The organism is Rossellomorea vietnamensis (assembly GCF_008180415.1).
Taxonomy (GTDB): domain Bacteria; phylum Bacillota; class Bacilli; order Bacillales; family Bacillaceae_B; genus Rossellomorea; species Rossellomorea vietnamensis_C.
The window spans coordinates 10527-24473 of sequence record NZ_VTEI01000012.1 but is presented as its reverse complement, the minus strand read 5'-3'; the positions used below and the strand labels follow the sequence as shown (position 1 = coordinate 24473).

Below are 13947 nucleotides of genomic sequence, written 5' to 3'. Positions count from 1 at the left end.
GAAACGCGCCATGAGGGCACGTTATTGAACATCATATCCTTGATCGTCGATGGTTTCTTTGATTGTTTCCACTGTTACTTCTTCAGAATTATACGTGACGTCTACTTTCCCTGAATCCAAGTTTACTCCAACCGACTGGACCCCTTTCAGTTCTCCAACACTGCCTTCAACCGCTTTGACACAATGTCCGCATGACATTCCGCTCACATTTAGAGTGATCTTTTCCATCTATACACATCTCCTTTATTTCTTCATTAGTTTTTGTATCGTCACAAGCACTTCATCAAGGACTTCTGTATCGCCATCCTGAATCCTCTCGAGCACACATGTTTTCATATGCCCTTCAAGAAGGAGTTTTGCGACGCTGTTCATCGCCGATTGTGTGGCTGAAATCTGCGTAATGACATCATCACAGTACGTATCATTTTCAATCAATCTTTTTATCCCGCGGATCTGTCCTTCAATGCGGTTCAACCTGGTGACCAGATTGCTTTTCACTTTATCTGAATGGTGACTTTTTCTTTCTTCATCTGATGAGCAACATGAATCGATTTCAATCATTTCTTCAGGGTTCGATACCATTGCGTCACCTCCTTATGGTCATATTACTATACCCCCCTATAGTATGTAAAGAGAATGAATTGTGATACTTATCAATGTTTTACCCAATTTTTTAAAAATCATAAATGTGTACATGTATTTATGCGCCTGGCAGATAATATCCCTAAATGCCAAAGCGTTCAGGAGGGCGATCTATGTCTGATCATTCAACAAAACTAACATCCGGTGAGTTAGCGACTTTATGGACTACCTATCAAAACGATACTTCTTCACTATGTATGATTGAATATTTTTTAGCGAAGTGTGAGGATCCTAAAATCAAAGACCTTCTTCTTTTAACCCAGCAAGCTTCATTAGATCATGTTACCTTTCTGAAGAAGCTTTATGAGAAGGAGCAGATTCCCCAGCCTGCTGGTTTTGATCTTGAAAAGGACGTAGATCCTGACACACCAAGAATGTATGAGGATATTTTCTTTTTAATGTTCATGAGGCAAATGTCGAAGGTTGGAATGATAACCTATAGCGGAGCCCTGTCTCTGGCAGTCCGTGAAGATATCATCAACTTCTATCAAGGGTGTTTAAATTTTACCAGCGACTTGTATCAAAAAACAACTGAAACCACATTGGATATGGGCATCCTGGTCAGGCCTCCCTATATGCCTTATCCCAAAGGAATTGGTTTTGTGGAAGAAAAAGATTATTTCAGCGGCAGTTTGAATCCGTTCACTGAAAAGCGGCCTTTGAATGCTATTGAAATTTCACATTTATTTATGAATACTGAAACAAACCTGCTCGGAAACATGCTCACTACCAGCTTTGCCCAAATGGCTGAAACACCTGATGTGAAGGATTTTATGGTGCGTGCCCAGCAAATTGCCCAGAAGCACATTAAAATTTTCGGCAAAACCCTGGTAGACAATGACATGCAGGCACCTATGTCTTGGGATACCAATGTACAGGACTCCACCACACCGGTCTTTTCCGAAAAACTGATGATGTTTACAGTTGCACTTGTGATGAATGCAGGAATCGGAAATTATGGCACTTCAGCTTCAGCAAGCATGAGATTAGATGTTTCCTCCAACTATCTTCGGATGGCTGTTGAAGCCGGCAGACTCGGTAAAAGCGGAGCCGACATCATGGTGAAACATGGCTGGCTGGAGGAGCCGCCTCAGTCTCCAGACCGCAAGAAGCTTGTCAGAGAAAATTAATATCAAGACATATTCTTCTTATATCATGGAGAGTATGTCTATTTTATTGTAAAAAGATTCCTTCATTTAAGTTCACACAAGTCTTATCAACCAGCAACAATTAAAATATACTGATTTTTCTTTTACGCTCCATGCCAAAAACCAAGACATGGAAATTCAGCGATTTGTTTATGAAAAAATGAATGTGGTAAACATTTTATATGCAGCTAGAATTCAATTTTCAAAAGGAGAGTGTTAGTTATGAATAAGAAAAATTTATTTCTATCAGTCCCTCTAGCAGCAGGAATTGCTCTGGCAGGCTGCAGTGATGAGGAAGGCCAAGAGGATACAATTATGGAAGAAGATAACACAGAACAAACAGATGAGAATATGAATGATACAGAAAACAATGATAATACAGAAGAAGAATCAAGTATAGACGATGAAGGTTCTGATGAAGATAATGAAGGCATGTTGAACGAAGTACCTGAAGACCCTTATGGTGAAGGTACCGATGAGCCTGATCTTGATACAGATGAAGATGCAGAAGAATTTTAATAGAGCACTGAAATTAGATATATGAAACCCTTAAACAAAAACACCGGCAGACCTGTTGTCCGCCGGTGTTTTTTGTTTAGGCTCTTTTCTTAAAAAAATTGCTGCTTTTAATTACTATACCTTCCTGGCTTTAACTTAAGGGGGTTCGAACGGAAAACGTGCGATCTCCTGCGGGACTAGCGGGCGTCTAGTTCCAGCACTCAGCCCCGCTCAGTCTTGCAGCTGGATTGGAAAGCCAATACTTTTACTTAGCCACAATCTTTGTGAAAACAGCCTTTATTTATCTTCATTCAACTTTTATAAAAAACTCTTCAACATAAGGATTCTCAGGAGCCTCCACCACTTCGTAAACAGGACTGGTCAGTACGGGCATCATGTAACCGTTAAAGTCGACTTTATCCACAATCCCGCTGACGTTCACCCAAGTATCCGGCTCCAGGGAACCCAGCTCCTCATCATCTGTCAGCAGCCCATATACACCTGCATCAGCCACACAGCAAGTGACAGTAAAGCGGGAAATGACTGCCTGATTCTCTACAAAGCTTTCATCTTTATAAATGAATCCTGTCAGCTGGATTTCCTTCCCGACATAAGCATCAAGGTTTTCATCAATGATGCTCAGTGTTTGAATGAATTGTTCATCTCTTACGAAAATCTTATCTTTCCCTTGAACGATTTCCTTAAGTTTATCGAAATCCTTTTCGACTGGAAATTCTTCATAGCTTCCTAGTTGAGATACATCCTCCTGGGATTCAGTGCCAGATGAGTCCTCTTCTTCTTCCGTTACAGCTTTTTCTCCTGTAGAAGGAGGAGCCGTATATATGCCGCTTCCGATGTTTACCCCCCTTTTGGAGGCGATCGTGCTGTCCAGCAGATTATCCGGAAGCAAGAACCCCAATATTATAGGAACGACAAACAGACTGTAGATCAAGGTTGTTTTGAAGAAACCCCTTGGCAGCTCATGTGCTTCACAGCCGCAGCTGCTGGTCTCACTTTTAGAAGACGTTCCCCTGATTATTTGGATTGCCCCAAGAAAAATGAATACACCTAAAGCGAAATACATATATCCATGCATCTTCTCCGCTACAAAATTCACCATATCAAATGTTAGAAACAGCTTCAGGATCAGCAGGGCGTATCCGATTAAGATGATGCCCCGCAAGTAGGTGTGAAATTGGACCGTTCTCATGATAACGCCTCCTTCTAGAACAGAATTTGAAACAGCAATGTGCAGACATAAACGACAACCGTTACGACTCCGATAAACAAGAGTACAAAACGTTTCTTAAAGTATGCCAGCATTAACAAGGTATTTTTGAAGTCGATCATCGGGCCGTATACCAGGAATGCGAGGAGAGAGCCTGATGTAAAGATGCTTCCGAATGAAGACGCAACGAACGCATCCGCTTCTGAGCAAAGCGAGACCACATAAGCAAAGACCATCATGACTGCCGGTCCAAAGATTTCATTAGAACCAACCGCATTCAATATTTCCCTGTCCAAGAAGGTTTGAAATCCTGCCGCAATAAGGGCACCGATAATCAAATATTTTCCCATATCGAAAAATTCATCACTCGCATGGACAATGGTCTCCAGAATTTTATTAGATCCCTGATTATGTTCGTGGTGATGGTGATCATGTCCTTTCTCTTTTTCGATACGAAGAGAATCTTTTTTTCCATAAAGCTTATAGAGCAGAGCTCCTATCAGCAGGGCCGCGACAGCAGCAATCCCCATACGCCCGAACACAATCGTCAGGTTATTTTGAAACGCATAGTATGTAGAAGCAAGTACGATCGGATTAAGAATGGGTGCCGTCACCATGATGACCATCGCCAAGTGGGCAGGAACACCTTTTTTGATCAGCCGCCTGGCTACCGGAACGATTGCACATTCACAGATTGGCAGCAAAGCCCCTACAAAAACCGCGGGAAAGAGGGCAAGATACGGAAATCTCTTTGGGACAAGTTTTTGCAGCATATTTTCTGAAACAAATACCTGGATGATTGCAGAAGCAAACACCCCAATTAAGATGAAAGGTACAGCCTCAAGCAATATACTTAAGAATATGGTCACCATATTGGTAAAACTGGAGTTCTCCATCACGTCCGGCAAAAATGGTGTGAGTCTGTCTCCAGCCAAAAACAGTCCAATAAAAAGAATAAAAAGCAAGATACCAAGGAGTTCCTGACTCCATGTCCGCATAGTATTCATGTAAAGTCTCCTAACAATCGTAATCATTTCGCTTTATATTATATACTATGCTTGTCCTTTAAATCTATGATTATTTCAATTTTCACTAAGAGTTTACATTCAAACTAAAGCATACTGTTTGACCTTTTTCATAAAATCCCTTATAATGAATTCCTGTGTCCCAGTAGCTCAGCAGGATAGAGCAACAGCCTCCTAAGCTGTAGGTCGCAAGTTCGACTCTTGCCTGGGACGTTAATGTAAAAGAGCGAGAAAACCCTTATAAGAAAGGGATTTCTCGCTCTTTTTTATTTTGCTTCTTTATAGATGAATTCTGATAGATGGTTCCGGTAGCGGCCCTGGTTTGTATTCACATCCAGAAAATTTAATGTGACTAAGGCAAATAGTACCATGTGGAAGCCCTTTCAATATATTATAAAGGCTCTGTGAGATATAACGGTAAGTCTGGATCTAAGCGAAGATATTACCAATGGGACGATACCCATTATGATATTGAGGTTTATAAAGTACCTACAAACACTAGGGGTCAATGAACCCCTCAACCGGCGAGATGTATAAAAGCCCAGTAAAAGGGCGTACTCTTAAATTCTAGGATGGTAACTATGAAAAATGACCTTTTATACCAAGTTTTCTATAAAAATTTAAGCGATGAAAAAGCTATGGAACTGTTTGATAAAACGGTAGAGGCGTTTCATGAAGGCTTGCTTAAGAATGATATAGCTAGAGAACTAAGATTAAGTCAAGAGGAGTATACAGCTATCGTTGCTTGGTCTGTTGATATTGAAGCCTTGGCTAATTTTCGTTATTCCGGGTGGCCAAATAGCTGCATTAAATGTTCTAAAAAGCTAAATGCCAAGGAAGATGGTTGGAAGCTTGATGATGAGAATAATATAAGATGTGTCACATGTTAACTTCGCAAAGAGGATGGGACAAAACTAGCTTCTAACTGAAAAAAGGTCCATTTGTTTGCTCAAATGGACCTTTTTTTATCTTCTCGTGTAAATTCATCTGCTTCATTTTCGACCATCGATTTTCCTCGTACGAAAAATCGAGTGAAACGCAATTAGCTTTCAACAATCCAAAACTGGCTCCACATCGACCTTGCCCTCGATAGACCGCTCCCGTCTTCTAAATTATCCTTTTGGTTTTATACCTCTTTCTACAAAATATTGTATTTTATTGTAAAAAATACACAATGAAATAATTCGTTTTTATTTTTAGAATATTTAAATTTTAATCAAAAAAAAAGAGAGATCAGTTGTAAAACTAAAAAATGCATAGTTTTACAACGGCTACCTTTTCAACTTTTTAATATTACTCTCTATTATGTCTTCAGCCTCGTTTTTTATATCATGATTAGGATCTTCAAGTAAATTCCTTAATGCTTTAAGTAGTAACTCTTGGTTTGTAAGATCTGCCTCAGCTAATACCTCCTCTGCATTATTTCTCAAAATACTTACCACAACTTCCCTAACCATTAAGTTAGGATGAGTTGACAGTTCAAGCGCTTTAGTCATATACCAATTCATATCCAAGTTTTCATCATACTGAAAACTTAATAATACCTCTTCTATAAGTGTATAATCATTTCCTGAAAATATCTTGTCAGATTCTTTTTTGGACCATTTCATGTCAAGTTCATCATCAGTAAAGGTAGTGGTAGTGGTAGAAAGATTCTTTAGGAAGCTATCAAAACTGTTTGCAACTTTAACTAATTTATTTGATTCTTGCTCAATATAGATTACACTCGGAGTATTTGCTGTGTAATCTAAGGCAAACCAATAATTCCCTTCACCACTAAAGATAAGAAGATGATCGGGTAAACCCCACTCTTTAATCACACTAGGGCTGTCTAATATCCCTGGACTTCCTGCACCATAAATATGATCTATACCTATATAATCCAGATTTCCTTTTTCAATTAAAACTGAATTAACGTTTAAATAGCCGCCATTCTTTTGTAAAACTAATTCTTTATAACTCTCAGGGAGATCCTTCTTTATTTCCTTTTCAATATGATTGATATCCTCCTGACTAATTTCAGGTAATCGATAAATATCTTCTGTTTCTTCTGACCAAATTTTCATCTAATTCTGCCCTCCATTACAAATATCCTTATTACTTAACATCCATTAAGGTAATCTATGGCAGTGCCTCAAATAGAATTTTCTGCTAAAACCTAGTGTTTGTCGATTTAATTACAGATAAGAAATTACTATTGTTTGTTTTAACTTAATAACAATCCTTTCCTCGGGTGGAAAAACTCATCCTCTACGCTCAATTAAAATCGAAAATATTCAAAATAGCAATCCGTTCATGCTTATTTAACAAGGGTTATCCCTCTTATTCAGAATGATCCAAACCCAGCAGGCCCGACTCCTAAGCTGCAGGTCGCAATTCCGACTCTTGCCTTTACGTTAATGTAAAAGAGCGGAGATTCCTTATTTCAAGGATTCTCCGCTCTTTTCTTTTGCTGCTTCTCAATCGCTCCCATTCCTTCAAGAAGGATTTTGGCATCACTATTTAAAAATTCCAGGGTCTCTTTCTTGAGCAGCAATTCTTTTTTATTCTTCACCGTCATCTTTAATCCTTGAACATCAAACCTGAGAGCGTAGGTATTCATAGCATGAATGGCTGCCATTTCCGTTCTGTTGAGAGGCTTTTCTCCATTGTTCTTTCTATCTATCAAAAAATTCAGCAGTTCCCGTGCGTTTCTATTCAAAAGCTGCTTATTCTCATATAGGAGGTCGAGGTTGCTCTCGATATACTTCCTCGTACTGACTAAGTCCAGTTTATCACTTTCCTCGTTAATCTTTAAGACGAGTTCTTTTAGTTTCATGTGGACCTCCTCATTGGCTTACCTTTTTTATCGGGTTTGGATTAAAACTATAAAGATGACATATGCACTATTTATTTTTAGAAGGCCGTTTTCGCAAAAATAGTGACTGTTTAAAAGGAACGGATTTCCGCTCCAGGCGCACGACTCCGCGGGGCGGGCGTTGAGCCTCCTCGGCTTCGCCTGCGGGGTCTCACCTGTCAGCAAAAGTGGAAGCGCCTTGGTCAGCCCCGACAGGCAAATGTTCTCAAGAGAAAAAAAGGCGATTTTTCCTTTTATTCTCTTGAGGTTATTTGACCCCGAGGGGCTAGGCGCTGGAACTAGACGACCGCTACTCCCGCAGGAGGTCGCACGCCTGCAGCGAAGATCCTTCTACGTAAGAGGAAGAGGAGGATAAAATAGTATTAAAAAGCAGCAATCTCTTAGAAAAGAGCCTTTCTGAAACTTTGTTGCTTTTAAATATGAATTTAGTAAGATAACGCCATAATTCACCCCCTGGTAAGCAAGAAAGAAAAGAGCTACTCTCTCCGATTAGAGAGAGAACCCTAATAAGCAACTCCTTTAGAAAAGAGCCAAAAAAAGAGCATGACATCCAGGTTTCCGGGATTGTCATACTCATTTTTCTTTTTATATGTTTTTGAAAAGCCACTGCCATTTTCCTTCCGTGTCTAAGGTTTTATCTTCTGATCCTTCCAATTCTCTTCTTGACCGGGATGCTGTAACAGTCGTCACAGATGCCGCCGTTGTCTATGAATTCTACTTCATCCATAATATCCTTATTGCATTTAGAGCAAATCCATTTTTTCTTAACCTGCTCCACTCTCACCACCTCCATATTATGACAATTCGACATTTTCCTTTGGATTCCTGCATTCTCCATCCCATTTCACACTTTTGTTCCAAGCTAATCCCTGTCTTCATATACTAATGTATAACCGGTAATTCAGAGGGCAGGTGTGTGCAGTGGAAAATCAATGGAAGAGTTTTACCGGGGGATGGATTCAAGCCATAGGTACGGTTCTATCTGCCATAAGCAGCACACCGCCGAAGTTTGTCAATGAACAGCAGGCAGAAGATCTTAATATTATCGGAAATCTGCTGCAGGGTACCGGGAATGCTTTAGCAGCAGACAGCACGGACAAAGTGACACTTTCTAAAATCGGCAATGAGATACAGGCGATCGGAAATTCAATTGAGGTAGGGGCCTTCCTGCTGACGGAAGGAAATCTTCAAACGCAGCTGCAGATTAAAGGGGATCTATTTCAAGCAGTCGGAGGAGCTTCAGCTTTTGCAGATGATTTGGATTCTTCCCCATCGCGGGAAGCCGCTCTTTCTCTTTATGGCAACCTGCTTCAAGTGATCGGCAATAGCATGCAAGCCCTATCAGGCATCCTCTCATTGCGGGGGCAGCAACGCAGCACCCTCGATTCAGTCGGAAGCTGGATCCAGGCAGTCGGTGCCATTCTAAGTGCTTTGAGCGTATCGGTTCCCGAAGATACACTATCGTGAGGGGCCATGATTCATTGTGCTTTTTATAAAAAAAGGTAAGATTACCCAAGCTCCTAGATTCAAAGAAAAAGATACCTAAGACCTTTGAGCTGTAGTATATTTAGAGAAACGAAATATATTACACACTGTGCGAGGTACTCTTATGTGGAAAAATAAAAATGTATGGATCATCTTAATGGGCGAGTTCGTTGCCGGCTTGGGGCTCTGGCTCGGAATCATTGGAAATCTTGAATTTATGCAGGACAAGGTGCCCTCCGACTTTTTGAAAGCCGTCATCCTCGCCATCGGTTTGCTGGCCGGTCTGCTTCTTGGTCCGCTTGCTGGCAGGATTACGGACCAGGTGGATAAAAAGAAAGTCATGCTTTTCTCCGGTTTCGGACGCTCAGTCAGCGTGCTGTTCATGTTTGCTGCTATCTATACAGGATCCGTTCTATGGATGGTTGTGTTCATGATTTTCATCCAGGTTTCAGCCGCTTTCTATTTTCCTGCTTTACAGGCGGCAATCCCCCTGGTGGTCAAGGAGAAAGACCTGCTTCAGCTGAACGGAGTCCATATGAATGTGGCGACACTTTCAAGGATATTGGGAACGGCTCTTGCAGGAATCTTCCTCGTCGTCATGTCTCTATCCATGCTGTATTTCCTATCAATGATTGCTTATTTGCTTCTATTTTTCATAACGTTCTTCTTAAAGCTGGAGGAACCGAATGCCGGCACCATTCAAAAAGGGAAAGCCAAAGCTGGCAGTTTCAAAGAAGTCTTTCCGATTATCAAAGGGCTTCCGATTGTCATGATGACCTTGGTTATGACACTCATTCCTCTTTTATTTATCGGCGGGTTCAATTTGATGGTCATCAACATCAGTGACCTGCAGGACAGCTCGGCTATTAAAGGCTGGATTTATACAGCGGAAGGGATTGCCTTCATGCTAGGAGCCTTTTTTGTAAAGCAGATCAGCGGCAAGCGCTCTCCTTACTCAATTTTGTTCTTGTTCTCATTTGTGATTGGTGCTGCGCAAATGCTGTTGTTTTTCGCTGACCAGCCGGTGATTTCCGTGATTGCCTTCGCAATTTTTGGATTTGCAGTCGGCTGCTTCTTTCCGACAGCCGCAACCATTTTCCAGACGCGGATCCCAAAAGACTTTCATGGAAGGTTCTTTTCATTCCGGAATATGCTGGACAGACTGATCTTCCAGGTGGTCCTCCTGATGACCGGATTGTTCCTGGATATAATGGGATTGCAATATATGACGCTCATGTTCGGAATTGTTTCCCTTGCGGCTACGGCACTCTTTTACTCTAAGTACTGTCAATTAAAAGGAACTGTTCTGGCTGAGAAGGCAGGCTGACAGCAAAAACCACACTGAAATTCAGTGTGGTTTTTGCTCATTTTACAGGGGTAAGCTGGGGATTGCATATCAAATCAAAGTGGGCTACCGGCTTCATCTCTTTATCGAGCAGATGATTGCACCATGTTTTTTCAATGAAAATTTCCGCTTTTGCCCGTTCCCGTTCACCGCCGCTCGCTGCTTCTTCTAAACTGATCCAGCTTTCATAAATGCTTGTCATGAGATTACCAATTTTTTTGGCATGATAGGTCTGTACATCTTGCTCCGCACCGGCCACATACTCCGTCAGTTCCGAGAGCTCCTTCAAGCCTTTTTCTACAAGCCCTTTTAATCCTTCCAAAGAAGCGGGGATGCCCTCCAGATTTCCCTTCATTTCCTCGATAAACAGCTGATGGGCATTATGCTTATTCATTAACCGCAGAATTTCAAGCCCGAGGATATTCGCTGTTCCTTCCCACACGGTCAAAACTTGCGCATCTCGCAGGAGACGGGGAAGAACGAAGTCTTCGATAAAACCGTTTCCTCCATGCATTTCAATTGCCTCGTGAGAGAAGTGGATGGCCTGTTCGGCTGTTTCTTTTTTTAAAAGAGCAATGAGCAGCCTGTTCAAGACCATTTCTTTTTCCGAAACCGGATGCTCATGTGACATGACTTTATCGAAGAGATCGATAAGAGAAAATACAGCGCTTGTTTCGATTTCCTGCTTCACCGCCAAATGCGTCAGGGTTTCCTTAATCATCGGATAGTCTGCCAGTTTCTTTCCGAAGGCCTCTCTGTGGAAGGCATAATTTCTTGCTTCTATATAGGCACGCCTCATGATCCCAATGGAGGCAATCGCATTGCAGACCCTGGAAAGGTTGAGTGCCTCCATCATATAATGGATGCCTTTTGAAGCTTCCCCAACCAGATAGGCTTCGGCTTCTTCAAATTCGACTTCAGCAGAAGGAACGGCGCGGACACCCAATTTGTCTTTCAACCTTCTGATTTTGATTCCGTTCAGCATGCCGTTTTCCTTTCGCCAAGGTACGGCAAACAGGCTCAGTCCTTTTGTGCCAGGCGGTGCTCCATCTATCCTTGCCAGTACCATTGCTACTCCGCACATTCCTGAATTGGAGGCGAAATATTTCTCCCCGTAAAGACGGTAGCTGTCACCATCTTTTACCGCTTTGGTTTCGTTCGCACCTACATCTGACCCGCCCTGCCGCTCAGTAAGAAAAGTGGCTCCTTCGTATAGCTCGGTTTCGCCGGTAGAAAGCACGTGAGGAAGGAAGCGCTCTTTGATTTCATCACTCGCATAGTGTTCCAAGAGATAGGCTGTTGCCATTGTCAGCGTGACAGGACAATAGAAACCCGGTTCGGACTGTGACAGCAGATACCCTTGAGCGTAGGAATAAATATAATTGCCTTTTCGGCCGAGTTCCGGGATTTGTTTATGGATATAGCCCACAATCCCTCTGTTATACGTATCCTTTACCGTTTGCTTGTAGCCTTCATTGACCCAAACCTCAGAGATATCCTCGCCCATCCGGTCATATTTAATGAGCCTCGGCTGGCCTTCCCGGTCTGTATGGGCCGCACGTTCATCGATTTCGCCTGCACACATACCGCCGAAATCTGTGAGCTCGCGATCGGCCCATTCTCCCATTTCTTCATCGAGATATCGCTTCAGGACGCTGATAAAATGGGGATCCTCTTTGTAAAAGTTTTCAATGTACTTCATTTTGCAACACCGCTCTTATTACCATCTCTTAATACCTGCTTCAAAATCTTTCCTGTCGCGTTGCGCGGAAGCTCCGTTACCGCCTCATACAGCTTCGGAATTTTATAGAAGGCAAGTTTCCCAGATAAAAACGTCTGGCAGGTTTCTTTTACATCTTCAAATTTTTCGTTTGAAACAATATAGGCTTTCACAGTTTCTCCCCATTCTGGATGAGGGACCCCGATGACTGCCGCCTCTGAGATCGCAGGATGGGCTATTAAGGCTTCTTCTACCTCTTTCGGATAAATATTGACCCCTCCGGAGATAATTAAATCCTTTTTCCGGTCGACAATCCAGATGTATCCTTCTTCATCTCTCCTGGCAAGATCACCGGTCCGTAACCAGCCATTGTGATAGGCTTCGTTGGTTTTTTCAGAGTCTTTATAGTACCCTTTCATATTTCCTTCTCCATAGAGCAGGATTTCTCCCACTTCACCTGGCGGGAGTTCCTTTCCTTCGTCATCGGCAATCATGATTTCCGTCCCCAATGCGCCTCTTTTCCCGATGCTGCCCGCATGACCACTATGCTCATTCGCGAGCAGCAGCGTTCCCGTCGGCCCTGCTTCCGTCAGTCCATAGACACAGCACAACCTGTCTGTATTAAATTTCTCTTTGATAAGCGCCACTTCTGGCTGGGAAAGCGGTGCTCCGCCATACACCCAGAATTTCATAAAGGAAAGGTCATAGGATTCGATCGTTGGCATTTTAGCGGTAAAAAGATACGCAACAGGCGCGCCGAAGAAGTGAGTCACCTTTTCGCCTTCCACTAGTCTCAACAGGGCTTCCGGGGTGAACGTTGGGGACAGAACATGGGAAGCTCCCACATAGGTTCCGGCCACCAGAAATAAGTGAAGAGGGGCTGAATGACTCAAAGGCATCATATGGAGGATCCGGCTCTCCGGTTTCATTTCCATCTCCACACACATCATGATTGCCGCACTCAATATGTTGCGGTAAGTAAACAGGACACCCTTTGGCTTTCCGGTCGTTCCCGAAGTGTATAAAATCGTGGCTTCATCATCTTCAGAGAGGGTGCAGGCAATCGATTCCGACTCTCCGTTTGCCAGCAGCTGCTCAAAGCTTTTCCATGAGTCTCTTCCTTTGCCGGTTTTAATAAGCAGGAGGTCTTCACCTTGCACCCCTGAAACTGCATCAAACAGCAGTTCATGGGCAATGAAGGCACGTGCATCACTATGCTCCAGAATATAGTGAACTTCTTTTCCTGTCAGCTTGGCATTGACCGGGACAATGATCCCACCGAGCCGAAGCACAGCAAAATAGGCGATCACGAACTCAGGTGTATTCGGCATGAACAGAACTACTTTGTCCCCTGCCGATATTCCCTGCTGTTTTAGAGCCGAGGCAAACTTATTCACTTGCTGATCCAGCTCGAAATAATTCACACGCTGTTCACCTGAGATGATGGCTTCTTGATATGGGTATTTACGGGCATTTCTTTCCAGCAAATTTGAAATATTCATCATTCATCGCTCCCCAATTGTTCAAGTCTTTTTACAAAATCATCACGCAGCATCTCTAAGTCATGCTTCATACTTTGGAGTTCCCTGATCCGGCCGCTCACCTCCTCAATTCGCTGATTGCCATACTCAATCGTCCTTTCCAGCTGAGCTCTTCCGCTGCGGTCACTGTCAAACAGATGGATCATTTCTTTAATTTCTTCTAACGAAAAGCCGAAACGCTTTCCGCGCAGAATCAGCTTCAGGCGGGCATATTCTTTTCTTGAATACACCCTCCTGCCGCCATCATCCCGGGCAGGTGTCAAAAGGTCCAGTTCTTCATAGTATCTGATTGTCCTGGTAGTGAGGCTAAACTCTTCTGCAAGTTGTGAAATGGAATAATTCATGAGGTCTCCTGTGTGTCTGAATTTTTAGATAATATTATTTTACCATTGACGTTAACGTTAACTTCAATAGTTTTTATAAAAAAAAAACCACCAGGGACAACTTGCCGCAGGTGG

Annotated in this window: 15 protein-coding genes and 1 tRNA gene; 6 read left to right on the top strand and 10 right to left on the bottom strand. The window is 42.6% G+C overall.

What is annotated here, in order from left to right; translation table 11 throughout:
- Positions 1-21: 21 nt before the first annotated feature.
- On the bottom strand, positions 22-228 hold the full coding sequence (gene copZ / locus FZC78_RS17920) for a copper chaperone CopZ (RefSeq protein ID WP_148941460.1): 207 nt from the start codon (positions 226-228) through the stop codon (positions 22-24).
- A gap of 15 nt (positions 229-243) precedes the next feature.
- Complete coding sequence (locus FZC78_RS17915) at positions 244-582, bottom strand: metal-sensitive transcriptional regulator (RefSeq protein ID WP_148941459.1); 339 nt, start codon at positions 580-582, stop codon at positions 244-246.
- A gap of 173 nt (positions 583-755) precedes the next feature.
- On the opposite strand from FZC78_RS17915, the gene FZC78_RS17910 reads away from it, so the two are divergent.
- Together FZC78_RS17910 and FZC78_RS17905 are read left to right on the top strand one after the other, a co-directional pair.
- Positions 756-1772, top strand: a complete 1017-nt coding sequence (locus FZC78_RS17910; RefSeq protein WP_252183671.1) for a DUF3231 family protein — start codon at positions 756-758, stop codon at positions 1770-1772.
- 240 nt (positions 1773-2012) lie between these two features.
- Positions 2013-2309: a hypothetical protein gene (locus tag FZC78_RS17905; RefSeq protein WP_148941457.1), complete on the top strand. Its 297-nt coding sequence runs from the start codon at positions 2013-2015 to the stop codon at positions 2307-2309.
- A gap of 286 nt (positions 2310-2595) precedes the next feature.
- Here the strand turns inward: FZC78_RS17905 and FZC78_RS17900 are convergent, their stop codons facing one another.
- A complete protein-coding gene (locus FZC78_RS17900; RefSeq protein WP_148941456.1) occupies positions 2596-3498 on the bottom strand; it encodes a TIGR03943 family putative permease subunit in 903 nt (300 codons plus the stop codon).
- Positions 3499-3512: 14 nt separating this feature from the next.
- Positions 3513-4523, bottom strand: a complete 1011-nt coding sequence (locus FZC78_RS17895; protein ID WP_148941455.1) for a permease — start codon at positions 4521-4523, stop codon at positions 3513-3515.
- Positions 4524-4680: 157 nt separating this feature from the next.
- Between FZC78_RS17895 and FZC78_RS17890 the strand changes: the two genes are divergently transcribed.
- Both FZC78_RS17890 and FZC78_RS17885 read left to right on the top strand, forming a co-directional pair.
- Positions 4681-4754: transfer RNA gene (locus tag FZC78_RS17890), tRNA-Arg, on the top strand.
- A gap of 368 nt (positions 4755-5122) precedes the next feature.
- On the top strand, positions 5123-5431 hold the full coding sequence (locus FZC78_RS17885; RefSeq protein ID WP_148941454.1) for a hypothetical protein: 309 nt from the start codon (positions 5123-5125) through the stop codon (positions 5429-5431).
- Between the two features lie 381 nt (positions 5432-5812).
- Here the strand turns inward: FZC78_RS17885 and FZC78_RS17880 are convergent, their stop codons facing one another.
- From FZC78_RS17880 to FZC78_RS23805, 3 genes are all read right to left on the bottom strand, one after another.
- Complete coding sequence (locus tag FZC78_RS17880; protein ID WP_148941453.1) at positions 5813-6607, bottom strand: SMI1/KNR4 family protein; 795 nt, start codon at positions 6605-6607, stop codon at positions 5813-5815.
- Positions 6608-6966: 359 nt separating this feature from the next.
- Positions 6967-7359 carry a hypothetical protein gene (locus FZC78_RS17875; protein ID WP_148941452.1) on the bottom strand — a complete coding sequence of 131 codons (393 nt, stop codon included), beginning with the start codon at positions 7357-7359 and terminating at the stop codon, positions 6967-6969.
- A gap of 673 nt (positions 7360-8032) precedes the next feature.
- Positions 8033-8176, bottom strand: a complete 144-nt coding sequence (locus FZC78_RS23805) for a hypothetical protein (RefSeq protein ID WP_187444995.1) — start codon at positions 8174-8176, stop codon at positions 8033-8035.
- 143 nt (positions 8177-8319) lie between these two features.
- Between FZC78_RS23805 and FZC78_RS17865 the strand changes: the two genes are divergently transcribed.
- Positions 8320-8865, top strand: a complete 546-nt coding sequence (locus tag FZC78_RS17865; RefSeq protein WP_148941451.1) for a DUF6944 family repetitive protein — start codon at positions 8320-8322, stop codon at positions 8863-8865.
- Between the two features lie 142 nt (positions 8866-9007).
- Complete coding sequence (locus tag FZC78_RS17860; RefSeq protein ID WP_148941450.1) at positions 9008-10210, top strand: MFS transporter; 1203 nt, start codon at positions 9008-9010, stop codon at positions 10208-10210.
- A 37-nt stretch (positions 10211-10247) separates the two neighbouring features.
- Here the strand turns inward: FZC78_RS17860 and FZC78_RS17855 are convergent, their stop codons facing one another.
- From FZC78_RS17855 to FZC78_RS17845, 3 genes are read right to left on the bottom strand one after another with little or no spacing between them, the layout of a single operon-like run.
- The gene (locus FZC78_RS17855) at positions 10248-11930 is read right to left on the bottom strand and encodes an acyl-CoA dehydrogenase family protein (RefSeq protein WP_252183670.1); all 1683 of its coding nucleotides are present in this window, start codon (positions 11928-11930) and stop codon (positions 10248-10250) included.
- Positions 11927-13450 carry a class I adenylate-forming enzyme family protein gene (locus FZC78_RS17850; protein ID WP_148941512.1) on the bottom strand — a complete coding sequence of 508 codons (1524 nt, stop codon included), beginning with the start codon at positions 13448-13450 and terminating at the stop codon, positions 11927-11929. Before FZC78_RS17850 ends, FZC78_RS17855 begins: the two co-directional genes overlap by 4 nt.
- Positions 13450-13833 carry a MerR family transcriptional regulator gene (locus tag FZC78_RS17845; protein ID WP_148941449.1) on the bottom strand — a complete coding sequence of 128 codons (384 nt, stop codon included), beginning with the start codon at positions 13831-13833 and terminating at the stop codon, positions 13450-13452. The genes FZC78_RS17850 and FZC78_RS17845 overlap by 1 nt, the downstream gene beginning before the upstream one ends.
- Positions 13834-13947 lie beyond the last annotated feature (114 nt).

Bases quoted from the DNA above. Each gene is read 5' to 3' on its own strand.
- FZC78_RS17875 (WP_148941452.1), bottom strand. From the start codon at position 7,359: ATGAAACTAAAAGAACTCGTCTTAAAGATTAACGAGGAAAGTGATAAA.
- FZC78_RS17880 (WP_148941453.1), bottom strand. From the start codon at position 6,607: ATGAAAATTTGGTCAGAAGAAACAGAAGATATTTATCGATTACCTGAA.
- copZ (WP_148941460.1), bottom strand. From the start codon at position 228: ATGGAAAAGATCACTCTAAATGTGAGCGGAATGTCATGCGGACATTGT.
- FZC78_RS17855 (WP_252183670.1), bottom strand. From the start codon at position 11,930: ATGAAGTACATTGAAAACTTTTACAAAGAGGATCCCCATTTTATCAGC.
- FZC78_RS17905 (WP_148941457.1), top strand. From the start codon at position 2,013: ATGAATAAGAAAAATTTATTTCTATCAGTCCCTCTAGCAGCAGGAATT.
- FZC78_RS17885 (WP_148941454.1), top strand. From the start codon at position 5,123: ATGAAAAATGACCTTTTATACCAAGTTTTCTATAAAAATTTAAGCGAT.
- FZC78_RS17910 (WP_252183671.1), top strand. From the start codon at position 756: ATGTCTGATCATTCAACAAAACTAACATCCGGTGAGTTAGCGACTTTA.
- FZC78_RS17860 (WP_148941450.1), top strand. From the start codon at position 9,008: ATGTGGAAAAATAAAAATGTATGGATCATCTTAATGGGCGAGTTCGTT.
- FZC78_RS17895 (WP_148941455.1), bottom strand. From the start codon at position 4,523: ATGAATACTATGCGGACATGGAGTCAGGAACTCCTTGGTATCTTGCTT.
- FZC78_RS17850 (WP_148941512.1), bottom strand. From the start codon at position 13,450: ATGAATATTTCAAATTTGCTGGAAAGAAATGCCCGTAAATACCCATAT.
- FZC78_RS17845 (WP_148941449.1), bottom strand. From the start codon at position 13,833: ATGAATTATTCCATTTCACAACTTGCAGAAGAGTTTAGCCTCACTACC.
- FZC78_RS17900 (WP_148941456.1), bottom strand. From the start codon at position 3,498: ATGAGAACGGTCCAATTTCACACCTACTTGCGGGGCATCATCTTAATC.
- FZC78_RS17915 (WP_148941459.1), bottom strand. From the start codon at position 582: ATGGTATCGAACCCTGAAGAAATGATTGAAATCGATTCATGTTGCTCA.